We start from the raw sequence: 21,659 nt of genomic DNA, 5'->3' as shown, positions 1-21,659 counted from the left end.
GGCACGGGTTCTCGTGGTCCGTCCTTTCTCAGGGGGCGGACCGTTTTCAAAGATGGGGATGTTTCCTTGGCAGTAAGTAATCTCGACATGCATGCGTTATTTGTTCTTGGTGACCTGCGGGCAAAACTGGTCAAGCAGTTCCAGTCACGTTTCGTCTATATCACCGAGCAGACCGCCGAAGGTATCTATGTTGCCGAAATCGACACCGAGTCGGCCCTGGTGGTGGATGACAAGCCGAGGCTTGAACTGAAGGTGGGTGATCATTTTCGCGCGGCGGTATTGCCCAGTCGTGAAGGCGGCAAGTTTGAAATCAAGTTTCGCGAAATCAAGCTGACGGTCTATGGCCTGGGTGACTACGCTTTCGTCACGACCCCCGGCGGTCAGGCGATCCTGTTCAAGGAAGGCCACAGCGTGGTGACCGTATTCGCGGCCAACGAACAGCTGCAGGAAGGCTTGACCAAGACCCTGAAGGCGGTCACCGCCAAAGCGGCCAAATGGCGCAAGGGCGAGCTGGTGACTTTCAAGGCCAGCGAATGATGCGGGCAGTGCCGGTCTTCGCTCGCCAGGATCGGTTACAGTTTTAACAAGATATCGCTGGAACCTCGGCTACAGTCAATTGACTGAACTATTCAGAGGCTTGCGTTCGGTGACGCAAGGCCGTTCAGCCATGGCTGTGTCTGGCATGAGGTACAAAGCATGAAACGAGTTCGACAGTGGCTGGCTACCTGGGCCACCTTCGCTGTGTTGGTTTTGCCATTTCCGGCATCGGCCGCTTCAGCGCCGATTCACTTCGCCGATCTGAACTGGGAAAGCGGCAGCCTGATCACCGATATCCTGCGGATCATCGTCGAAAAAGGCTACGGGTTGCAGACTGACACATTGCCGGGTACCACCATTACCTTGGAAACCGCCCTGGCCAATAACGACATCCAGGTGATCGGCGAAGAGTGGGCCGGTCGCAGCCCTGTGTGGGTCAAGGCCGAGGCTGAAGGCAAGGTGGTCGCCCTGGGCGATACGGTCAAGGGCGCGACCGAAGGTTGGTGGGTGCCGGAATACGTGATCAAGGGTGACCCCGCCAAGGGCATCAAGCCCCTGGCGCCGGACCTGCGCAGCGTCGAAGACCTGGCGCGCTACAAGCACGTATTCAAGGACCCGGAAAGTCCTGACAAGGGACGTTTCCTCAACAGCCCCATTGGCTGGACGTCCGAAGTGGTCAACAAACAGAAGCTCAAGGCGTATGGCCTCTCGGACAGCTACGTGAACTTCCGCAGCGGTTCGGGGGCGGCGCTGGATGCGGAAATCAGCTCGTCGATTCGCCGAGGCAAGCCGATCCTGTTTTATTACTGGTCGCCCACGCCGCTGCTCGGTCGTTTCAAACTGGTGCAGTTGCAAGAGCCGCCGTTCGATGCCGAGGCCTGGAAAACCCTGACCGACGCCGACAATCCCAATCCCAAGCCGACCCGTTCACTGGCCTCCAAACTGTCCATCGGTGTATCGGTACCGTTCCAGAAGCAATACCCGGAGATTGCCGAGTTCTTCAGCAAGGTCGACCTGCCCATCGAACCGTTGAACAAGGCCCTGGCTGACATGGGCGAGAAGCGCACGCCACCCCGTGAAGCCGCCGAGGCGTTTCTCAAGGCTCATCCGCAGGTCTGGCAGGCCTGGGTGCCCAAGGAGGTGGCAGACAAAGTCTCCGCCGAGCTCTAGTGCCATCCGGCCCCGTCGGTCGAACTCTTGATCCTGAGCAATGAGTCATTCGCGGGAATCTGGCAGTCTGCGTCCGTCCAGCGAAATGCCAAATTCCAGCTAGGATGATTGTTCAACTCTTTTCAGGAGGCTGGCGAGATGACGCTTGTATTGGCTCGGTCGCTGGTCGCAGTGTTTGCGACCATCAGCTTGATTCATTTGTATTGGGCCCTGGGCGGCCGATGGGCGGCCCTGGCGGTGGTGCCTCAGGTGCCGGTGAAGCAGGGCGGTTCGCTGCGTCCGGCGTTCAACCCCTCGGGTTGGCTGACCCTGGTGGTCGCGCTGTCGCTGTTGATGATCGCGGTTCTGGTGTGCCTGAGAGTCGGCCTGTTGGCACCGCCGGTCACCCATCGGGCGTTGCAATGGCTGATCAGCGCGATTGCCTTGCTGATGTTCGCCCGGGCCATTGGCGAGTCGAACCTGGTGGGTTTTTTCAAGGAGGTCAAGGGCTCGACGTTCGCCCGGCTCGACACTTGGGTTTATTCGCCCTTGTGCGTTGTGCTTGGGGCTGGGTTGTTGACCGTGGCCTGGGCCTGAACGGCAGCGCAGTGCATTGGGTACACAACCCGCTTTTTGTGGCGAGGGAGCTTGCTCCCGCTGGAGGGCGCAGCCCTCCCAAGAGCTGAACACAAATAACCTGACACTCCGAGGTGGAAGGTCTTGGGGCTGCTGCGCACCCCAGCGGGAGCAAGCTCCCTCGCCACAATGGTGTCCGGCGCAAGGTAGCGGTCAGTCGTCTTGCCCGGTCCGGCGGCTACTCACTTCCGCCGGCACATCATCCCCCGCCATGCGCTTGCGAAACAACGCCGCCCGGGCCAGCAGCAGGGTGGTCACCGGTACGGTGATGGACAGCAGGATCGGGATCAGCCAGGCGTGCAGCACCGGCCCGGACTTGAGTGCGGAAAAATAGATGATCGAGGCCAGCGCCACGCACCAGGCCCCCAGCGTGGACGCCAGGGCCGGCGGGTGCATGCGCTGGAAAAAGTCCTTGAGCCGCACCAGGCCAATGGCTCCGAGCAGCGCGAAGAGGCCGCTGAGCACCAGCAGGATCGCCACCGGGATTTCCACCCACATCGACAGTTCGCCAGTCATTCGATCACCTCGCCACGCAACAGGAACTTGGCCAGGGCGAACGAGCCGACAAAGCCGAACAGGGCGATCAGTAGCGCCGCCTCGAAATAAGTGTCACTGGCATAACGAATGCCCAGCACCAGCATCATCAGCATCGCCACGATGTACAAATAGTCCAGGGCCAAGACCCGGTCTTGTGCCGAAGGCCCCTTGAACAGCCGCAGCAGGGTCAACACCATCGCCAGGGAGAACAGGAACAGGCTCAGCAGGATCGCATTGGACAGCAGCGGGCTCATTGGAAAATCTCCATCAAGGGACGCTCGTAGGTGGCCTTGAAGTGCGCGATGAAGGACGCCTCGTCCTCCAGGTCAAACACATGGATCAGCAGGATGCTGCGATCCAGGGCCAGTTCCGACCAGACCGTTCCGGGAATCACCGTGGTGATCATCGACAGGGCCGCCAGGCCGTTGGCATCGTGCAAGTCCAGCGGCACCTTGATGAACTGTGGGCGAGGGGGGTGGCGCCCGGCGTTCAGCACACCCCAGGCCACCGTCAGATTGGAAACCAGCACGTCGCGGCCCACCAGCAGGAACAACCGCAGGACCACCCACGGTCGCCGGATACGGATCGGGCGCGGGCGCAACGGGCGCATCATCAACGGGGCCAGGAAGCCCAGCGCAGCCCCCAGCAGCAGATGGCCGGCGCTGAGGGACAGATTCAATACCAGCCACAGCAACCCGAGCGCCAGGGACAGCCACGGTGCGGGAAACAGGCGCTTCATGGTTGCACCTCCTGCAATGCGGCGCTGGTCTCGGGGTTCGGGACGGAGCGGGTGGCGAGCACTGACATCACATAATGTTCTGGATTGTTCAACGCATCGGCAGCGGACTGGGTGTAACGCAACAACGGCTCGGCCTTGAAGGTCAAGGCGATGCCCAGGCCCAGCAACAGGATGATCGGCAGGCATTCGAAAGGCCGCAGCAACGGCGAGGGTCGCTCTTGCGGCGTCCAGAAGCGTTGGACGCCCAGGCGTGAGAACGCAATCAACGAGGCCAGCCCGGACAGGATCAGCAACGCCAACAACCCCCACGCCTGATTCGACACCGGCGTCCCGGCGCTGGCCCCAAGCCCTTGGGGGTTGAGCAAGGCTCCCAGCAGGCTCAACTTGCCGATGAACCCCGACAGCGGCGGCATGCCGATGATCAACAACGCACAGAAGATGAAACTCAAGCCGAGGAAGGCCATGGTCCAGGGGATCACTTGCCCGACCACGGCTTTCTGTTCGTCATCAAGGTTGATGCCCTTGGGCGGCTCCAGGGATTCCATTGGCCGTGGCAACGTATCCAGGTCATCGTCCAGGGACATGTCGTTGGCCGAGCGCGAGCGTTCGATCAGCTCGGCCAGCAAGAACAGTGCACAGAGCGCCAGGGTCGAACTTACCAGGTAAAACAGCGCGGCCCCCATCAGGTTGGGTTGGGCGAAACCAATCGCTGACAGCAGAATTCCGGCCGAGACCAGGATGCTCAGGCTGGCCATGCGCTCCAGGCGTTGGGCCCCCAGAATGGCAATGGCCGCGCAGATGATGGTCGCCATGCCGCCGTAGACCAGCCAGTCGGCGCCGAAAAACGCCGAGGCGCCGGCCTGGCCGGAGAAGAGCAACGTCCACAGACGCAAAATCGTGTAGACGCCGACCTTGGTCATGATCGCGAACAACGCCGCTACCGGCGCACTGGCCGCGCTGTAGGCCGGCACCAGCCAGAAATTCAGCGGCCACAGGCCAGCTTTGGCCAGGAACGCCACCGCAAGGATCCCTGCCCCGGCGTGCAGCAGGCCACGGTCGGCTTCCGGCACCAGGGGCACCTTCAAGGCCAGGTCGGCCATGTTCAACGTGCCAGTGACGCCATAGATCAGCGCCGCGCCGATCAGGAACAGCGACGAGGCCAACAGATTGATGGAAATGTAATGCAGCCCCGACGACACCCGCGCCCGGCCCGAACCGTGCAACATCAACCCGTAGGAGGCCGCCAGCAACACTTCGAAGAACACGAACAGGTTGAACAGGTCCGCCGTCAGGAAGGCCCCATAGAGGCCCATCAGCTGGATCTGGAACAGCGCATGGAAACTCGCCCCGGCGCGGTCCCAACGGGCCGTGGCGAACAGCAGGGCGCAGACGCCGATGATGCCGGTGAGCACCAGCATCAGCGCTGACAGGCGATCAACCACCAGTACGATGCCGAACGGCGCTTGCCAGTTGCCAGGCAGGTACACGCCGATGGACGCGGGCAGGGCCTGGTCCTGGGTCCAGTCAAGCAACAGCACGGCGATGCCCAGGCCCAGCAGACTGGAAAGCAGGTTGATCCGTGCCTTGAGTGGACGGTGTTTCTCGCCCAGCATCAGCATCAACGCGGCGGTCAGCAGCGGCAGCAGGATGGGCGCGGCGATCAAGTGGGGCGTCAACATCATTCCTTGGGCTCCCGACCGTCCACATGGTCAGTACCGGTCAGGCCCCGGGACGCCAGCAGGACCACCAGGAACAGGGCGGTCATGGCGAAGCTGATCACGATGGCGGTCAGCACCAGGGCCTGGGGCAGCGGGTCGGTGTAGTGCAGCAGATCCTGGGGCACGCCGTCCTTGATGATCGGTTCCTTGCCGATGAACAGGCTGCCCATGCTGAAGATGAACAAGTTGACGCCGTAGGACAGCAGGCACAGGCCCATGACCACCTGAAAGGTCCGTGGTCGCAGCACCAGCCAGACCCCGGAGGCGGCCAGTACGCCGATTGCAATTGCGATGACTTCTTCCATCAGGCAGTGGCTCCTGTGCGAGGGGCGACGGGTTTGGATTGCAGGCTCGGTTTATGCGCCCGCACCGATTGGTGAGCCAGGGCGGTGAGGATCAACAGCGTTGAGCCGACCACCACGGCGTACACGCCGATGTCGAAGAACAGCGCGCTGGCCAGGTGAATGTCACCCAGCAACGGCCATTCGAAGTGCCAGGTGTGCGTCGTCAGGAACGGATAACCCACGGCCATCGACCCGAGGCCGGTGGCGGTGGCGAAGAACAGCCCGGTACCCATCCAGCGCAGCGGTCGCAGGCTCATTTGCGCCTCGACCCACTGCGTGCCGGCGACCATGTACTGGAGGATGAACGCCACCGACATCACCAGCCCGGCCACGAAGCCACCGCCCGGTTGATTGTGACCGCGCATGAACAGGTAGAACGACACCACCAGGGCGATCGGCAGCAGCAGGCGCACCAGCACCGACGGCACCATCATGAAGCCCAGCGCGGTGTCGCTGGCATGGCGCGGGTTGACCAGATCGGTGACCACGTCCGGTGCCAACTGACGCTGTTGCGCTGGCAATTGCATGCTTTCCCTCGGTGGGCGGAAGCGTCGCAACAGGGCGAACACCGCCAGGGCTACCGCCACCAGCACGGTGATTTCCCCCAGGGTGTCGAAGCCACGGAAATCCACCAGCATCACGTTCACCACATTGCTGCCGCCGCCTTCGGGCAGGGCACGACTGAGGTAGAACGAAGAAATATCGTTGGGCGTCTGGCGTGTCAGCATGGCGTAGGACAACAGTGCCATGCCGCCGCCCACCGCGATGGACAAGAGCAAGTCCCGCAGGCGACGGATGCGTGCGCGTCGTTCGCTGTTGGGCCGCGGCGAGGCATCCTCGATCCGTCGCGGCAGCCAGCGCAGGCCCAGCAGGATCAGCACCGTGGTCACCACTTCCACCACCAGCTGCGTCAACGCCAGGTCGGGCGCGGAGAACCAGACGAAGGTTACGCAGGTCATCAGGCCGCAGACGCTGACCATGGTCAGGGCCGCGAGCCGGTGATACTTGGCCTGCCAGGCCGCGCCCAGTGCACAGGCAATTGCCAGCAACCACAGGGTGACGAACACGATGGAGCCCGGGATCTTCGGCCGGTCGCCCCAGACCAGCGTGCTGTGCAGCATCGGGATCAGCCCGGCGAGTACCGCGGCCAGCACCAGCAGGAACAGCTGGGCCTGCAGGCGGCGGGTACTGATCCGGCGTTCCAGCCGCCGACCGAGGCGCATCATCAGCACCAGGCAACGCTCGAACAGCCGCTTGCCACTGAGTCGGCCAATGAAGGGTGGGTGCTTGATGTGCCCTTGCCGGAACTGATTGCGCAGCAGCAGGTACAGCACGATGCCGCCGGACATCGCCACCAGGCTCATGATCATCGGCGCGTTCAGGCCGTGCCAGATCGCCAGGCTGTACTCGGGCAGCGTGCCGCCGACCACCGGCAACGCGGCCGCCGCGAGCAACGAACCGACCACCTGGGCCGGGAAGATCCCCACCAGCAGGCAGGTGAACACCAGCAGCTCCACTGGAGCGCGCATCCAGCGTGGTGGTTCGTGGGGCGTATGGGGCAGGTCGGTGGCGGTGGGGCCGAAGAACACGTCCACGGTAAAGCGCAGGGAGTAGGCGACGCTGAAAGTCCCGGCGATGGTGGCGATGATCGGCAGCGCCAGCTCGACCCAGGCCGTGGCGGAAATGAACACGGTCTCGGCGAAGAACATTTCCTTGGACAGGAACCCATTGAGCAGCGGCACCCCTGCCATCGCCGCGCTCGCGACCATCGCCAACGTTGCAGTGAACGGAATCAGCCGGACCAGGCCACTGAGCTTGCGAATATCCCGGGTGCCGCTTTCATGGTCGATGATCCCGGCGGCCATGAACAGCGAGGCCTTGAAGGTGGCGTGGTTGAGGATATGAAACACCGCCGCCACGGCCGCCAGCGGACTGTTCAGGCCCAACAGCAGGGTGATCAGCCCGAGGTGGCTGATGGTGGAGTAGGCCAGCAGTCCCTTGAGGTCGTTCTGGAACATCGCGCAGTAGGCGCCCAGCAACAACGTACAGGCCCCCGCGCCACTGACGATGTAGAACCATTCTTCGCTGCCCGACAGCGACGGCCATAACCGCGCCAGCAGGAACACCCCGGCCTTGACCATGGTGGCCGAGTGCAGATACGCCGACACCGGCGTGGGCGCGGCCATGGCATGGGGAAGCCAGAAGTGGAAAGGAAATTGCGCGCTTTTGCTCAGGGCGCCGATCAGGATCAACGGCAGCAGGATAGGGTAGAGGGCATGGGCCCGGATCTGGTCGCCGGCGGCCAGGACCTTGTCCAGGTCATAGCTGCCCACCACATGCCCGAGCAGCATCACCCCGGCCAACAGGCAAAGCCCGCCGGCGCCGGTCACCATCAAGGCCATGTAGGCTCCGCGCCGGGCGTCGGCGCGGTGGTGCCAGTAGCCGATCAGCAGGAACGAGAACAGGCTGGTCAGTTCCCAGAAAAACACCATCTGCACCAGGTTGCCGGAAATCACCAGCCCGAGCATGGCGCCCATGAACGCCAGGAAAAAAGCGAAGAAGCGCGGCACCGGATCGTCCGGCGACATGTAATAGCGGGCATACAGCGACACCAGCGTACCGATGCCCAGCACCAGCAACGAAAACAGCCAGGCGAAACCGTCCAGGCGCAACACGAAATCCAGGCCCAGGCTGGGCAGCCAGGCATACGTTTCACGAATCACGCCGCCGTCGGCGATCTGCGGGTACAGCAAGGCCACCTGAACGGTGCCGGCCAGGGCCACGAGGCCTGCCAGCAAGGATTCGGCGTTACGGGCGTTATGCGGCAGCAGCGCCGCGACACAGCTGCCGATGAAGGGCAAAAGCAATAGAACTATCAGTGACATAGGCTTCTATTCAGCGGGTGGATTGCAGGGATCATACGTGGCGTATTCCAGATCACCAACCGCGAGGGTGTCGCAGAATCCTACAAGGGAGGTGCAGTTTTCCTGCCTTGTATTGTTTCAGGAGGATAGGAAACACGATTTCTAAACGAGGCTTAACCCTCGCGCTCAAGCACCTCATCTTCCACGACGACACCTTTGCCTCGGGTTTTCAGCTCACTGACAATCACCGCCGCCACAATCAGCGCCGCGCCGAACAAGGCAATCGCCGGCAACCGTTCGCCCGCCAGGCGTCCGGCAATGCCGGCCCATACCGGCTCGCCGGCGTAGATCAACGTGGCGCGGGTGGGCGAGACACTTTTCTGCGCCCAGTTCATCGCCACCTGAATCGCTGCACTGGCGGCTCCCAGGCCCAGGGCGCTGACCAGCAGCAACCAGGAGAAATCCGGGATTGCTTCCTGGGTTGGCACCACCATCAGAAATGCCAGTACCGCCGTGCTCGCCAGTTGCACCACGGTCACCCGGCGCACATCGACCTGGCCGGCATAGGCGCTGATCAGAATGATTTCGGCGGCAATCGCGATGGCGCTGATCAACGTGGCGATTTCGCCAGCGCTGAAGTTCAACGAGGCGCCCGCCGGACCCGAGACCAGCATCAGTCCGGTGAACGCCAGCATGATGCCGATGCTCGGCATCAACCCCGGCCGACGGCCCAGCACCAACCACTGCAGCAGTGGTACGAAGGGCACGTAAAGCGCGGTGATGAATGCCGACTGGCTGCTGGGGATGGTCTGCAGGCCGACGGTCTGCAAGCCATAGCCGAGCATGATTGCCACGCCGATGAAGCAGCCGGCCTTGAGTTCGAACAGGGTCAACTCCCGCAGGTGGCGCCAGGAGAACAGCGCGACAAACGCCGCCGCGGCAGCGAAACGCAGGCCGACGAAAAACATCGGTCCGCTGACCGTCATGGCGTGCTGTACCAGCAAGAAAGTTCCGCCCCAGATCATGGTGATCAGCACCAGCACGCATTCGGCCTTGCTGAATCGGGAGAAACGGGAGGAAGCTTGAGGGGTATTCACCGATGCCATGACCTTGCGCGCCACTTGAGGCGGACGCACAATGCGCCCGAACAGTTGGGCAGTATAATGCGCAACCCCAACAGATGAGCCATACAGTGCACAAAGAAAATGGCCAGCGGGCCTCCGTCCTGCAACACGTCAGCCAGAACGTCCGCCGCCTGCGGCACGCCGCTCAGCTCAGCCAGACCGCGCTGGCGGAGCGCTCCGGGGTCAGTCGGCGGATGCTGGTGGCCATCGAGGCCGGGGAAAAGAACGTCAGCCTGACCACCCTGGACCGGGTCGCCGAAGCCCTCGACGTGGCCTTCAGTGATTTGATCCAGGCCCCCGACGCTCGCGACCCGAGCCGCATCAACGAGTTGGCCTGGGCCGGTACCATCCCCGGCAGCAAAGCCGTGCTGCTGGCCAAAGCCACTGCCAGTCGCGAAGTCGAGCTCTGGGAGTGGCGCCTGGAGCCCGGTGAGCATTACCCTTCCGAACCCGACGCCGAGGGTTGGAGCGAGCAGCTCTATGTGTTCGAGGGCTGCCTGACCCTGCTGTTGGGCAGCGAAGAGCGCCGGATCGACGCCGGTGAATTTTTCATGTTCGCCAGCAACCAGCCCCATGCCTATCGCAACGATGGGCCGGTGGCGGCGAGATTCGTCCGCAATGTGGTGATTTGATCCTGGAGAGCGGTATGGACATAGCGTTGGATCGACAGGCGAGCGGCCTCACCCGCGAAGCCGATATCCTGATCATCGGCGGCGGCCTGAGTGGCGCCATGCTGGCGGCGCAGTTGCTGCGCCTGCCCGGCCGACGCGAGGTGCTGATCGTCGAGCCGCGCAGCGAACTGGGCCGGGGCGAGGCCTACAGTGCCGTGGAGCTGGGGCACACCTTGAACGGCAACGCGGCGCGGATGAGCGTCGATCCGGACAACGCCGATGACCTGACCCAATGGCTCACCGCGTTCATCGAGGCTGGCGGCTGGCCGGAATCGGATCAGCAACATGTGCCGGTCAGCGAGCTGTTCCCACCCCGGGGAATCTTTGGTTTGTATGTGCAACAACGCTTGGCCGAAGCCCGCGCGGTGGGCGCACAGAACGGCTCGATGGTGGAGCACGTGTGCGCAGAGGTGGTGGATGTGCAGCTCGTGGACGACGCTGTGCAGGTGACATTGAACGATGGAAAGGCCTTGCATGGACGTTTCGCGGTGCTGGCCACCGGCATGTTCCCGGCGGCGCGAACGCCGCTGACCGAATCCAACGGTGTCAATGCCGCGGCCCTGGATCCTTGGGATGTGGCTGCGATGCGCCAGCTCGACCCGCAGTCGACAGTGTTGATCATCGGCTCGGGGCTGACCATGGTCGACGCCGTGGTGTCTCTGGAGCAGGCCGGGCACCGTGGCCCGATTGAAGTGTTTTCCCGCCATGGCCTGTTACCCCATGTGCGCCGCCAGCCGCCGGCCTGGGTGGATTTCCTCGCCGAAGATCACAGTCTGCGTTCGCCACGCCAGTTGATGCGGGCTCTGCGTGAACAATGCCGTCAGGCGATGGCCGAGGGCATTGATTGGCAGGCGCCATTGGACACGGTACGCGCGCACATCGGGCGTTTGTGGAACCAGGCCAGTGATGTGCAGCGCCGGCAGTTCGTCCGGCATGTACGGCCCTGGTGGGAGAGCCACCACCACCGTTCGCCGCCGTTGAGCGCCGAGCTGGTGGCGCGTCTGCATGGGGAAGGGCGGTTGCGGATCCAGGCGGCGTCGTTCAAGGGCCTGGCGTCATCCGCCGAGGGTACGGTGGGTATTCGCATCCGCCGTCGGGGCGAGACCGGACTGACCGTGGTGCAAGGCGCAGCGCTGATCAACTCCAGCGGTATCGAATATGACTGGCGCCGCGTGGCGCGACCGTTGCCGCGACAGCTGCTGGCTCGAGGTCTGATCCAGCCGGGGCCGCTGGCCCTGGGCATCGCTGCCCGTGCTGACGGTGCGGTGCTGGACGCCCAAGGCGAACCCGCCCAGCGGCTGTTCGCCATGGGCCCGCCACTGCGGGGGATGTGGTGGGAAAGCACTGCCGTGACCGACGTGGCGAGCCAGGCCAAGGCGCTGGCGGCGCGGTTGGTTGAGTTGTAAACCCAACATTCAGATTGACCCCGTCCCCCGTGGCGAGGGAGCTTGCTCCCGCTGGGTTGCGAAGCAACCCCAAGAGGCTGAACGCAATCAACCTGGCACACCAAGGTGAATGGTTTTGGGGCTACTTCGTAGCCCAGCGGGAGCAAGCTCCCTCGCCACAAAAGCGGATCAGCGGCGGGCAGTGACTATTCACTGATTTTCACCCAACGCTGCTCCCGCGCCGCCACCCGAATCGCCGTCGCCAGCCGCTCCACTTCCCAGGCCTCTTCGAAGTCCGTGCCGCTGCCGCCTTCGCCGGCCAGGGCCATGATCAGTTCCTGCACCTCCAGCGTCTTCAATTCGTTGTACCCCAACTGATGTCCGGCCGCCGGGCTGAACGCGGCGTAGCCCGGTAAATCCGGGCCGGCCAGCAAACGCTGGAATCCGGTCTGGCCGACGCGACACAGGCGCAGCTCATTAAGCCGTTCCTGGTCGAACGCCAGCGTGCCCAGGGTGCCGCTGATTTCGAAACTCAGGTGGTTCTTGTAGCCATGCTTGAGCCAACTGCTGCTCACCGTGCCTCGGGCGCCGTTGGCGAAACGCAGCAGGGCGTGGACCTGGTCATCCACGGCGATGGCGCGTTGTTCGGTATTGCCAGCGCTGACGGGACGCTGGATGTGCACGGTCTGGCTGTCGGCGCACACCGCCTCGACATCACCCAACAAATGACGGGCCATGGCCAGCAAGTGACTGCCCAGGTCGGCCAGCGCACCACCAGCGTGGGCCGCTTCGCAGCGCCATGACCACGGCGAGGTCGGGTCGGCCATGAAGTCTTCGCTGAATTCGCCCTGGAAACTTATGATCTGCCCCAGTTCTCCGCGTTGGAGCAGGTCCCGCGCCAGTTGGATGATCGGATTGTGCTGGTAGTTGTAGCCGACCCGCGTCACCACGCCGGCCGCTTTGGCGGCCTGGCGCATCTGCTCGGCCTGCTCCAGGGATACTGCCAGGGGCTTTTCACAGTAGACCGGCTTGCCTGCGGCCAGGGCCGCCATGGCCATCGGGAAGTGCAGATGGTTGGGCGTGGTGATGGCGATCAGGTTGACCTTTGGGTCATCGATCAGCTGTTGCCAGTCGCTATGGGCCGTCTCGAACCCCCAGCTTTGGGCGCACTGCCGGGCACGCTGCGGATCGGCGTCGGCGAGGGCCGCCAGTGTCAGGTTCAGGGGGAGGTCGAACACCGCTTTGGCATTGTGGAACGCCAAGGCATGGGCACGGCCCATGAAGCCGGTGCCAATCAGACCGATGCCGAGTTCACGCATGAGAAAGAGCCCTTTGAATTTTTATTTCAGAAGGGCTATTTATGGAATAAATATTCGCTAATTGCAAATGTTGGAATAAATATTCATTTGTGCGATCACAGAGGATCCCTTGTGGGAGCGAGCTTGCTCGCGATAGCGGTGGGTCAGCAGTACCGGTTTGACTGATGCAATGCCATCGCGAGCAAGCTCGCTCCCACAGGGTTTCTCATAGGTCTGCCATGGCGTTCATTCTCAGGACAAGAACCCACCATCCACATTCAGCGCCACACCCGTGGTGTAGCTCGACGCATCACTGGCCAGGTACAACACCGCGCCGGCCATTTCGCTCGGGTCGGCCACGCGCTTGAGGGGGATCTGCGCCAGGGCGGTTTTCAGGATGGCGTCGTTCTTGACCAGCGCCGAGGCGAACTTGGTGTCGGTCAGGCCCGGCAGCAAGGCGTTGCAGCGAATGCCGAACTGCGCGCATTCCTTGGCGAAGACCTTGGTCATGTTGATTACCGCGGCCTTGGTCACCGAATAGATGCCCTGGAAGATCCCCGGCGAGATGCCATTGATCGACGCCACGTTGATGATGCTGCCGCCGCCGTTCTCGCGCATCAGCTTGCCGGCTTCCACCGACATGAAGAAATAGCCGCGAATGTTCACGTCCACGGTTTTCTGGAATGCGCCCAGGTCGGTGTCCAGGACGTTGCAGAATTGCGGGTTGGTGGCAGCGTTATTCACCAGGATATCCAGGCGCCCGAACTGTTCGCGGATGCCAGCGAACACCTGGCTGATCTGCTCCATTTCCCCGATGTGGCAAGCGATGGCGGTGGCCTTGCCGCCGGCGGCGATGATGGCGTCGGCCACATGCTGGCAACCGTCGAGCTTGCGGCTGGACACAATCACATGGGCACCTTGCTGGGCCAGCAATTTGGCGATGGCTTCGCCGATGCCGCGGCTGGCGCCGGAAACAAAAGCGATTTTACCGTCGAGGTCGAACAACTGGGTCTTGGACATGCTGTTTCCTTGTTATAGGTGCGCTCAGAGCGTGGATTTGTCGATGACCTGCAGGCTCATCTGCTCCAGCAGTTGGTTCATCTGAACGAACTGCGCGAAGCGTTTGTCCTGGGTCTGGCCGTGGAAGAAGCGGTAGTAGATCTGCTGGACGATGCCGGCCAGGCGGAACAGGCCGTAGGTGTAATAGAAATCGAAGTTGTCGATGCGGATCCCGGCGCGCTCGGCGTAGTAATCGACGAACTCGCGGCGGGTCAGCATGCCAGGCGCATGGCTGGGCTGGCGGCGCATCAATTGCACCGGTGCCGGGTCGCCGGCCTCGATCCAGTAGGCGAGGCTATTGCCCAAGTCCATCAACGGATCGCCGAGGGTGGTCAGTTCCCAGTCCAGCACGCCGATGATCTGCATCGGGTTCTCCGGATCGAGGATGACATTGTCGAAACGGTAGTCGTTGTGGACGATGCTCGACGTAGGATGATCGGCGGGCATCTTGTCGTTGAGCCAGGCCTTGACCGCCTCCCATTTCGGCGCATCGGGGGTCAGGGCTTTTTCGTAGCGATCGCTCCAGCCACGGATCTGCCGGGCCACGTAGCCTTCGGGCTTGCCCAGGTCGCTAAGGCCGCAGGCGTTATAGTCGACCTGATGCAATTCGACGAGCCTGTCGATGAAGCTCTTGCACAGCGCTTCGGTGCGGGCGGCATCGAAGCCCAGTTCCGGCGGCAGTTCGGAGCGCAGGATGATGCCCTTGACCCGTTCCATCACGTAGAACTCCGCACCCATCACCGACTCGTCGGTGCAGTGCACGTAGGCTTTCGGGCAGTAGGGGAAAGCCTCGCGCAGTTGATTGAGGATGCGGAATTCGCGGCCCATGTCGTGGGCGGACTTGGCCTTGTGGCCGAACGGCGGACGGCGCAGGACGAACTCCTGTTCGGGGTACTCCAGCAGATAGGTCAGGTTCGACGCGCCCCCGGGAAACTGGCTGATCCGTGGCATGCCGACGAGGCCTGGAATGTGGGCCTTGAGGTACGGGTCGATCAGGTTGGCGTCGAGTTCTTCACCGTCGCGCACCCGGGTGGACTGATCAGTAAACGCCATGCTTATCCCTTCTGCTTATTTTGGAGGCCATCGATCATTGGCTAATCTAATGGCGCGTGGGAGGCGTCACAAGCACGCCCGGGTCTTATAGGTTAGCGTGTTGCCGGATAATCAGCGGGCCTGATGCACGCGGGCGTGCGCGGTGGCCGTGCACGGGCTAAGGTTTGAGGGTCTGTCGCTTTCAGGGAGCAACCGCGATGGGATGCCCGCAAGTCTGTGGCACCGCAACTTTGCAATGCAGCTTTGGCGCGGCCCCGGCGGTGCTCAATGTGCTACCGGTCAATCGCTTGCTGACCGGCGGGATGCCGGCGGCGAACATCATGGATCACATCCCACTGGTGAACATCACCACCTTCGGCATGTGCCAGAGCCTGGCGAACCCGACCGTGGCCGCGGCGACTGCGGCAGCGCTGGGCGTACTGACCCCCATGCCGTGCATTCCCGCCACGGCTACCCCATGGATCCCCGGCGGCGCGCCGACCCTGTTGCTGGGCAACATGCCGGCCATCGACGCCAACAGCACCTTGATGTGCACCTGGGCCGGAGTGATCAAGATCGTCGTGCCGGGGCAGGTGCAGATGTTGATTCCCTGACTGGTAATCTTGCAGGCATTGCACAGATCCTGTGGGAGCGCGAAATTCAGGTCCACCATCAATCCCCTGTGGGAGCGAGCTTGCTCGCGATAGCGGTGTGTCAGCTTATGGTGATGTTGGATGTGCCGGCCTCATCGCGAGCAAGCTCGCTCCCACAGGGGGAAGGGGGTAAGACGATAGTTATGCCTGCGCCGGATCATTCCAGCGCCTGAACCACCAGCGCACCCGGGAGATCGGCTTGCCGTCGGCATCCAGCGGGCGGCCGTCCTGGGCGTAGGCGTGGGCCGGTTCCAGCAGTTGGCCATTGAGGTAGCGGGCCTCGACGGCGGGGTTGCCATTGGCGTGCAGGCGGCGATAGCGACCGTCGCGCACGCCGTCGCGATAGAACTCGGCTTCGGCCAGTTGCCCGTCGGGGAAGTAATTGTTCGCCTCACCGTGCAACAAGCCATGGCGGTAAGAGGCCTGGCGCTGCAATCCGCCTTCAGCCGCGTAAAAGCTCGCCACACCCTGCAACTTGCCTTTCACGAAGGGCAACACCGCCGAGACCCTTCCATTGGGGTGATACAGGGTGCTGGTGCCTTGCAGTTCACCCTGGCTGTAGTTGAGTTTTGCCTGCGGTCGTTGTGCTTCTTCAATCTGCAACGCGCCGTCGAGCCGGCCATCGACCAATTGCCCGCTCAGCCGGCTGTCGTCACGCTCCAGGTCCAGTCTTTTCGAGGCCATCGCAGTGCTCCTGTCAGTTGACCTTCACCAGGCCGCCCTTGATCGTCAGCATGCCGCCGCCGTCTACGGTCTGTTCGGCGGCGGCCTTGTTCACCAGGCTGATACCGGCATCGTTGGTCAGGGTGGTGCCGGCCTTGTTTTCCAGCGACGTACCGGCCTGGTTGCTCAGGGCCGTGCCGGCTTTCTGACTGATCGATGTGCTGGCCTGGGCCGCCAGGTCCGCGCCGCTCTTGATCGCGAAACTGCCGCCGCTTTGCAGGGTCAGGGTGCCGCTGACCTTGATGGTCAGGTTGCCGTCCACCGTCAAGTCGTAGTTGCCGGTGACTTTGTGCGTGAAGTTGCCGCCTGTGCTGTGGTTCTGGTCCGAGCCCACGGTGACGGTGCGGGTGTCTTTCACATCAAGGCTGTCGCTGCCGGTCTGGAGGGTCACGCTGCGTTTGCCCTTCTCCAGGGTGATGGTCTCGTCGCCTTCCTTGACCGTGCGGGTGCGAGCGTTTTGCACCGTGAGGGTTTCGTCATGGCCGACGGTGGCGGTGGTGTCGTTGAGCACGTTGATGTTGAAGTCCTTCTGGGCCTGGAGAAACACCTCCTCGGCATCCTTCTTGTCTTCGAAACGCAGCTCATTGAAACCGCCGCTGCCCTTGGATGAATTGGTCTTGATCCCGGACTGGGTCTGGTTCGCCGGCAACGCGTAGGGCAGGGCGTTGTCGCCGTTATAGACGCAACCGGTCACCAGAGGCCGGTCCGGGTCGCCGTCAATGAAGGTCACGATCACTTCCTGGCCGATACGCGGCACGAACTGCATGCCAAAACCTTTGCCACTCCAGGGCAACACAACGCGCACCCAGCAGGACGAGGTTTCGTCGTTCTTGCCGGTGCGGTCCCAGGGAAACTGCAACTTGATCCGCCCGTACTCGTCGGTCCAGATTTCTTCACCGGCCTTGCCCACCACCAGCGCCGTCTGGGTGTGCATGCGTGGTTTTGGCGTGATGCGGGCCGGTCGATAAGCGGTGGCCTTGGGGATCGCTTCGAAGCGGTTGCGATAACTGTCATGGCTGGCTTCGTGGCTGACCGAGGTCACCAGCCAGTCGATATTCAGCGTCGTGTCTTCATGGCCGGCGAGGGTGAACCAATACCCCGGCACCAACCAGCGGCAGTCGCTCTCGCCGACAAAACGCTTCTCCAGGCTGCGCAAGCCATCCACCCGCTGTTTGGTCAAGGCGTCGCCTTGAGCCTTGACGGTATACCCACCCGGATGTTCGTACATCGAACTCGGCCCGGCCACGGCTTCGGCCTGGCTGTAGAGCGATGTCGTCGGCGTGGTGAATTCGTAGTCGGTTGCCTGATAAACCCCGGCCACCGCTTGCAGACACACATGCCCGGCGCGAATGCCGTGCAGTTCCCGCCCGCCGATGTTTTGCCCGAGATAATTCACTGTCGGCCCATTGGGAATGGGCGCGAAGGCGTCGTTGCTGTCGGCCAGTACCAGGGTGTGCGTGCCTTCTGCATGGGCGAAGAACCAGAAGATCCCGTCCTCTTCCATCAGACGCGAGACGAACGCCAGATCAGTCTCGCCGTATTGCACGCAGTATTCGCGCGGGGTGTAGCTGCCGGTGAGTTTGAGCTGGAAGTCGGTGAAACCATGGGCCTTGAAAATCGTGGTGACGATGTCCGACGTGGCGAGGTTCTGGAACACCCGGTTGTTGCTGGCAAGGCTCAGCCACCACAGCCATGGCCGCAACAAGAGTTGATAACGCTCGGCGGTGGCATCGGCAGGGAGCTGGCGGACTTCGGCCACCAGAAAATCCATGGGGCGCAGCAGGGCATCCTTGTGCAGCGTCGTGGTGACGTGGCTGGCGACGGCAGTGGTGAGGGTCAACGAAGCGCCGTCGTTGATACCGTTGAGGATGTGCGAGCCCAATGCATTGAGGCTTTCTTCGCCGGACAGCGAATCAGGGTACAGCGCCGACAGCGAGGCGGCGGTGAGGGAGAGGGTGGTGTTGCTGTCGGTGGAGCGGGGCATTGAAAGTCCTCACGACTTCAAGAAAAACGCAGGCGTCAGCTGTAATGAGTGGTGATGAAATTGTACGGCGCGCTTAATTCGCTCGATCGACTGATAGGAAGGCCATGAGGGTACGTGTCTATGTTGCAGAGATAAGCGGTAAAGGACCCCTCGGCATCGAAGACCCATGAATCACCACGGTTCAATGTCTTGTCCAGCAACTCACGATTTTTCTGGCTTGTAGCGACGACAACGACCCAGCGATTATCAGCCTTGAACCCGTGGAGCTTGTTGACATCCCGGGTGATGGATTCCTGAAGGTTCGCCCCCCCGAAATCTCCGTTTGTGCTCTCTACCTTGATTTCCACTGCATAACTCTTGCCCAGAAGAACGAAATAGAAATCCACCTTCTCTGCGCTGTAAGGCCAGGGGTAACTGATCTCCCTGACCTTGGCAGTGATCCCGTAGCCACGTTGGAGGTGGTAGGAAATCTCAACTTGGGCGGCGCTTTCCCACGGGCCGTTCGAAGTCCAGCTTTTATTGAACTGGCTGGGTGTGCCGGAGAAGTCTTGCGGATGGACGCCAGCCGCTTGCAATACAACGTTCAAAAAGTCTCCTTCCGTCATGATGCCTGTCTCCGCTGAGTAAGAAACTGTTGTAAAAGTCGGCCGGTTTAGCAGTATTACTCCAACACCCACTCCGCCAACTTCCCGGTCACCTGCGTCATCAACACATTTTCGACATCCCGTGCTCCAGCCGCGCTGCATTTGGCCAACACGGCCTTGACGATCCCGGCATCAAACTCGAATTGCTTACCGGTCGCGGCCTTGTAGCGGCCACGTAATTTCTCCAGTTTCGCCAGCACAATCCCCTCCAGCGTCGCCTCATCCAGCGGTCGATACGCCACCACCGTCATGCGCGCCAGGAACGCCGGGCGAAACGCTTGCAGCAGGACCTTGTGCAAGGCTTCGTTGAAGGCATCAGTGCCCAGTTGCGCGGGGGGTGTGTCCAGCAGCAGTTCGGCGCCGACGTTGCTGGTGGCGAGCATCACGGTGTTCTTGAAGTCCACCACCAGGCCGGTGCCGTCTTCCATCAGGCCTTTGTCGAAGACGTTGTAAAACGCCTCGAGCACATCCGGGTGGGCCTTTTCGATTTCATCCAGCAGCACCACCGAATAGGGTTTGCGCCGCACCGCTTCGGTGAGCACGCCGCCGCTGCCGTAGCCGACGTAGCCGGGTGGAGCGCCCTTGAGTTGGCTGACGGTGTGGGCCTCCTGATATTCGGAAAGGTTGATGCTGATCAGGTTGCGTTCGCCGCCATACAAGGCGTCGGCCAGGGCGTAGGCGGTCTCTGTCTTGCCCACGCCGGTGGGGCCCACCAGCAGGAACACCCCGACCGGTTTCTGCGGGTCGGTGAGGCCGGCGCGGTAGGCTTGCAGACGTTGGGCGATGGTGTTCAGCGCCGTGCTTTGGCCCATGACTCGCTGGCCCATGCGCTGGCCGAGGGTGCGCACGGCGTGGGCTTCGTCGGCGAGCATCTTGCCGACCGGGATGCCGGTCCAACCGGCGATCACGGCGGCGACGGTCTTGCTGTCCACCTGTTCCGGCACCAGCGGATCGTCCTGGCGAATGGCATCGAGGCCGGCCTCCAGGCGCAACAATTCGGCGGCCAGGTGGTCGATGCGGTTATCGATCTCGGTGTCGGGTTTTTCACTGTCGGCGCGTTCGCTCAAGGCCAGCAGTTCGCGCCTTGTGTCGAGCAGTTCGCGCACCGCTTCGCGCTCTTCGCCCCAGCGGGTTTCCAGCTCGCGAATGGCCTGCACGTTGTTGGTCGATTCGCTTTCCAGCAGGGTGATGCGTTCGCGATGGTCCAGGCCGGTGGCCTGTTCCCGGCGCAGGCGTTCGACTTCGTCCTTGAGACTGTTCTGGCGGTGGCGCAGGCTTTCCAGGGGGGGCGGTACATCGTGCTGGCCGAGGGCGACCCGGGCGCAGGCGGTGTCGAGGACGCTGATGGCTTTGTCCGGCAGCTGGCGTCCGGAGATGTAGCGGTGGGACAGTTTCACCGCTTCGTGGATGGCCGCGTCCAGCACCTGCACACCGTGGTGCTGTTCCAGTTTGGTTGCCACGCCACGGAGCATTTCCACGGCGGTGAGTTCGTCCGGTTCTTCGACTTGCACCAACTGGAAGCGCCGGGCCAGGGCCGGGTCTTTCTCGAAATATTTTTTGTACTCAAGCCAGGTGGTGGCGGCCAGGGTGCGCAGCTCGCCCCGGGCCAGGGCCGGTTTGAGCAGATTGGCGGCGTCACTGCCGCCCTCTGCGCCGCCGGCGCCGATCAGGGTGTGGGCTTCGTCGATGAATAGAATGATCGGTTTTTCGGCGCTGCGGACCGCGTCGATCACGCCTTTGAGGCGCTGTTCGAACTCGCCTTTGACCCCCGCGCCGGCCTGCAACAAGCCGAGATCGAGCACGCGCAGGGTGACTTCCTGCAAAGACGGCGGCACATCCCCGGCGGCAATGCGCAGGGCCAGGCCTTCCACCACGGCGGTCTTGCCGACCCCCGGCGCGCCCACCAGGATTGGGTTGTTCTGCCGGCGCCGGAGCAGGATATCGATGCACTGGCGAATCTCCCCGTCGCGACCGACGATGGGGTCGATGCGTCCGGCCCGGGCGTCGGCGGTCAAGTCCTGGGTGTATTGGTCGAGTACTGGGTCCTGCTTTTGCGGCGCTTCACCGGGTTTGACCGCACGCACGCCAGCGACATGTTCGCGGGAGCTCTCGGTCCATTCCAATAAATGTGCGCGCAGGGCGTCCCGGGGAATGCGCAGCAATGACGAGGCGCTGTTGAGCAGCAGGCTGCGACGCTCGTCACGGTCCAGCAACGCCAACAGCAACAGTCCGGAGCGAATGCTGTCCAGGCCCAGCACACTGGCCTGGACCACGGCGTCTTCCAACAGGCCGATGGTCTGCGCCGACAGGGCGGGCGTGCGGGTGCTGCCGGACTTGAACAGGTCCAGGGCCTTGTTGGTTTCCGCCGCCACCGCGTCACGTTCCAGGCCGAAGCGCGGCAGCAGGCAGCCGAAGTCACCGCCTTCGATGTCCAGCAACTCCAGCAGCAGGTGTTCGATTTCCACGTAATGATGGCTGCGCTGCATGCAGCGTTGCGCGGCCCGTTCCAGGGCGCGACGGTTGTCCGGGTTGAGGCGCCCGATCAGGCTGGCCAGTTCCATT

19 protein-coding genes and 1 pseudogene are annotated in these 21,659 nt (G+C 62.6%); 6 read left to right on the top strand and 14 right to left on the bottom strand.

Annotated features, from left to right (window positions below):
* The first annotated feature begins 87 nt into the window (after positions 1 to 87).
* From QNH97_RS16105 to QNH97_RS16095, 3 genes are all read left to right on the top strand, one after another.
* Positions 88 to 537, top strand: coding sequence for a hypothetical protein (locus tag QNH97_RS16105; protein ID WP_038436629.1), 450 nt, complete (start codon positions 88 to 90; stop codon positions 535 to 537).
* 159 nt (positions 538 to 696) lie between these two features.
* On the top strand, positions 697 to 1,707 hold the full coding sequence (locus tag QNH97_RS16100; RefSeq protein WP_283552891.1) for an ABC transporter substrate-binding protein: 1,011 nt from the start codon (positions 697 to 699) through the stop codon (positions 1,705 to 1,707).
* 138 nt (positions 1,708 to 1,845) lie between these two features.
* Entirely contained in the window at positions 1,846 to 2,283 is a 438-nt protein-coding gene (locus QNH97_RS16095) for a DUF3995 domain-containing protein (RefSeq protein WP_283552890.1), read from the top strand.
* A gap of 192 nt (positions 2,284 to 2,475) precedes the next feature.
* On the opposite strand, the gene QNH97_RS16090 is transcribed toward QNH97_RS16095, so the two are convergent.
* From QNH97_RS16090 to QNH97_RS16060, 7 genes and pseudogenes are all read right to left on the bottom strand, one after another.
* Positions 2,476 to 2,838 carry a Na+/H+ antiporter subunit G gene (locus QNH97_RS16090; protein ID WP_283552889.1) on the bottom strand — a complete coding sequence of 121 codons (363 nt, stop codon included), beginning with the start codon at positions 2,836 to 2,838 and terminating at the stop codon, positions 2,476 to 2,478.
* Positions 2,835 to 3,113: a K+/H+ antiporter subunit F gene (locus tag QNH97_RS16085; protein WP_024780040.1), complete on the bottom strand. Its 279-nt coding sequence runs from the start codon at positions 3,111 to 3,113 to the stop codon at positions 2,835 to 2,837. Before QNH97_RS16085 ends, QNH97_RS16090 begins: the two co-directional genes overlap by 4 nt.
* Positions 3,110 to 3,598, bottom strand: a complete 489-nt coding sequence (locus tag QNH97_RS16080; RefSeq protein WP_283552888.1) for a Na+/H+ antiporter subunit E — start codon at positions 3,596 to 3,598, stop codon at positions 3,110 to 3,112. The genes QNH97_RS16085 and QNH97_RS16080 overlap by 4 nt, the downstream gene beginning before the upstream one ends.
* Positions 3,595 to 5,280: a monovalent cation/H+ antiporter subunit D gene (locus QNH97_RS16075; RefSeq protein WP_283552887.1), complete on the bottom strand. Its 1,686-nt coding sequence runs from the start codon at positions 5,278 to 5,280 to the stop codon at positions 3,595 to 3,597. Before QNH97_RS16075 ends, QNH97_RS16080 begins: the two co-directional genes overlap by 4 nt.
* The gene (locus tag QNH97_RS16070) at positions 5,277 to 5,621 is read right to left on the bottom strand and encodes a Na+/H+ antiporter subunit C (RefSeq protein WP_003202835.1); all 345 of its coding nucleotides are present in this window, start codon (positions 5,619 to 5,621) and stop codon (positions 5,277 to 5,279) included. The genes QNH97_RS16075 and QNH97_RS16070 overlap by 4 nt, the downstream gene beginning before the upstream one ends.
* Positions 5,621 to 8,545: a monovalent cation/H+ antiporter subunit A gene (locus QNH97_RS16065; RefSeq protein ID WP_283552886.1), complete on the bottom strand. Its 2,925-nt coding sequence runs from the start codon at positions 8,543 to 8,545 to the stop codon at positions 5,621 to 5,623. Before QNH97_RS16065 ends, QNH97_RS16070 begins: the two co-directional genes overlap by 1 nt.
* Before the next feature lie 152 nt (positions 8,546 to 8,697).
* Positions 8,698 to 9,713, bottom strand: a pseudogene (locus tag QNH97_RS16060) (DMT family transporter).
* Between the two features lie 3 nt (positions 9,714 to 9,716).
* Here QNH97_RS16060 and QNH97_RS16055 point away from each other — a divergent pair.
* Both QNH97_RS16055 and QNH97_RS16050 read left to right on the top strand, forming a co-directional pair.
* The gene (locus QNH97_RS16055; RefSeq protein ID WP_283552885.1) at positions 9,717 to 10,280 is read left to right on the top strand and encodes a helix-turn-helix domain-containing protein; all 564 of its coding nucleotides are present in this window, start codon (positions 9,717 to 9,719) and stop codon (positions 10,278 to 10,280) included.
* Positions 10,281 to 10,294: 14 nt separating this feature from the next.
* Entirely contained in the window at positions 10,295 to 11,725 is a 1,431-nt protein-coding gene (locus QNH97_RS16050) for an FAD/NAD(P)-binding protein (RefSeq protein ID WP_283552884.1), read from the top strand.
* A gap of 185 nt (positions 11,726 to 11,910) precedes the next feature.
* Here QNH97_RS16050 and QNH97_RS16045 read toward each other — a convergent pair whose 3' ends face one another.
* The 3 genes from QNH97_RS16045 to QNH97_RS16035 form a co-directional block, all read right to left on the bottom strand.
* A complete protein-coding gene (locus QNH97_RS16045) occupies positions 11,911 to 13,023 on the bottom strand; it encodes a Gfo/Idh/MocA family protein (RefSeq protein WP_283552883.1) in 1,113 nt (370 codons plus the stop codon).
* A gap of 231 nt (positions 13,024 to 13,254) precedes the next feature.
* Complete coding sequence (locus tag QNH97_RS16040; RefSeq protein WP_003180553.1) at positions 13,255 to 14,022, bottom strand: SDR family oxidoreductase; 768 nt, start codon at positions 14,020 to 14,022, stop codon at positions 13,255 to 13,257.
* Positions 14,023 to 14,046: 24 nt separating this feature from the next.
* Positions 14,047 to 15,114 carry a phosphotransferase family protein gene (locus QNH97_RS16035; protein WP_283552882.1) on the bottom strand — a complete coding sequence of 356 codons (1,068 nt, stop codon included), beginning with the start codon at positions 15,112 to 15,114 and terminating at the stop codon, positions 14,047 to 14,049.
* 197 nt (positions 15,115 to 15,311) lie between these two features.
* On the opposite strand from QNH97_RS16035, the gene QNH97_RS16030 reads away from it, so the two are divergent.
* Positions 15,312 to 15,707, top strand: a complete 396-nt coding sequence (locus QNH97_RS16030; protein ID WP_025213233.1) for a DUF4280 domain-containing protein — start codon at positions 15,312 to 15,314, stop codon at positions 15,705 to 15,707.
* Positions 15,708 to 15,887: 180 nt separating this feature from the next.
* On the opposite strand, the gene QNH97_RS16025 is transcribed toward QNH97_RS16030, so the two are convergent.
* From QNH97_RS16025 to tssH, 4 genes are read right to left on the bottom strand one after another with little or no spacing between them, the layout of a single operon-like run.
* Positions 15,888 to 16,430: a toxin-antitoxin system YwqK family antitoxin gene (locus QNH97_RS16025; RefSeq protein WP_283552881.1), complete on the bottom strand. Its 543-nt coding sequence runs from the start codon at positions 16,428 to 16,430 to the stop codon at positions 15,888 to 15,890.
* Between the two features lie 13 nt (positions 16,431 to 16,443).
* Positions 16,444 to 18,453, bottom strand: a complete 2,010-nt coding sequence (gene tssI / locus QNH97_RS16020) for a type VI secretion system tip protein TssI/VgrG (RefSeq protein ID WP_283552880.1) — start codon at positions 18,451 to 18,453, stop codon at positions 16,444 to 16,446.
* A 35-nt stretch (positions 18,454 to 18,488) separates the two neighbouring features.
* Positions 18,489 to 19,058 carry a hypothetical protein gene (locus QNH97_RS16015; protein ID WP_283552879.1) on the bottom strand — a complete coding sequence of 190 codons (570 nt, stop codon included), beginning with the start codon at positions 19,056 to 19,058 and terminating at the stop codon, positions 18,489 to 18,491.
* Between the two features lie 56 nt (positions 19,059 to 19,114).
* Positions 19,115 to 21,658, bottom strand: a complete 2,544-nt coding sequence (gene tssH / locus QNH97_RS16010; protein WP_283552878.1) for a type VI secretion system ATPase TssH — start codon at positions 21,656 to 21,658, stop codon at positions 19,115 to 19,117.
* Between the last annotated feature and the right edge of the window lies 1 nt (position 21,659).

Source organism: Pseudomonas sp. G2-4, assembly GCF_030064125.1.
GTDB lineage: Bacteria > Pseudomonadota > Gammaproteobacteria > Pseudomonadales > Pseudomonadaceae > Aquipseudomonas.
The sequence above is the reverse complement of the archived record's forward strand: the minus strand, read 5'-3'. Positions and strand labels throughout refer to the sequence as shown.

Coding starts and splice junctions, on each gene's coding strand:
- QNH97_RS16105 (WP_038436629.1), top strand. CDS start 88: ATGCATGCGTTATTTGTTCTTGGTGACCTGCGGGCAAAACTGGTCAAG.
- QNH97_RS16100 (WP_283552891.1), top strand. CDS start 697: ATGAAACGAGTTCGACAGTGGCTGGCTACCTGGGCCACCTTCGCTGTG.
- QNH97_RS16095 (WP_283552890.1), top strand. CDS start 1,846: ATGACGCTTGTATTGGCTCGGTCGCTGGTCGCAGTGTTTGCGACCATC.
- QNH97_RS16090 (WP_283552889.1), bottom strand. CDS start 2,838: ATGACTGGCGAACTGTCGATGTGGGTGGAAATCCCGGTGGCGATCCTG.
- QNH97_RS16085 (WP_024780040.1), bottom strand. CDS start 3,113: ATGAGCCCGCTGCTGTCCAATGCGATCCTGCTGAGCCTGTTCCTGTTC.
- QNH97_RS16080 (WP_283552888.1), bottom strand. CDS start 3,598: ATGAAGCGCCTGTTTCCCGCACCGTGGCTGTCCCTGGCGCTCGGGTTG.
- QNH97_RS16075 (WP_283552887.1), bottom strand. CDS start 5,280: ATGATGTTGACGCCCCACTTGATCGCCGCGCCCATCCTGCTGCCGCTG.
- QNH97_RS16070 (WP_003202835.1), bottom strand. CDS start 5,621: ATGGAAGAAGTCATCGCAATTGCAATCGGCGTACTGGCCGCCTCCGGG.
- QNH97_RS16065 (WP_283552886.1), bottom strand. CDS start 8,545: ATGTCACTGATAGTTCTATTGCTTTTGCCCTTCATCGGCAGCTGTGTC.
- QNH97_RS16050 (WP_283552884.1), top strand. CDS start 10,295: ATGGACATAGCGTTGGATCGACAGGCGAGCGGCCTCACCCGCGAAGCC.
- QNH97_RS16045 (WP_283552883.1), bottom strand. CDS start 13,023: ATGCGTGAACTCGGCATCGGTCTGATTGGCACCGGCTTCATGGGCCGT.
- QNH97_RS16040 (WP_003180553.1), bottom strand. CDS start 14,022: ATGTCCAAGACCCAGTTGTTCGACCTCGACGGTAAAATCGCTTTTGTT.
- QNH97_RS16035 (WP_283552882.1), bottom strand. CDS start 15,114: ATGGCGTTTACTGATCAGTCCACCCGGGTGCGCGACGGTGAAGAACTC.
- QNH97_RS16030 (WP_025213233.1), top strand. CDS start 15,312: ATGGGATGCCCGCAAGTCTGTGGCACCGCAACTTTGCAATGCAGCTTT.
- QNH97_RS16025 (WP_283552881.1), bottom strand. CDS start 16,430: ATGGCCTCGAAAAGACTGGACCTGGAGCGTGACGACAGCCGGCTGAGC.
- tssI (WP_283552880.1), bottom strand. CDS start 18,453: ATGCCCCGCTCCACCGACAGCAACACCACCCTCTCCCTCACCGCCGCC.
- QNH97_RS16015 (WP_283552879.1), bottom strand. CDS start 19,058: ATGACGGAAGGAGACTTTTTGAACGTTGTATTGCAAGCGGCTGGCGTC.
- tssH (WP_283552878.1), bottom strand. CDS start 21,658: ATGGAACTGGCCAGCCTGATCGGGCGCCTCAACCCGGACAACCGTCGC.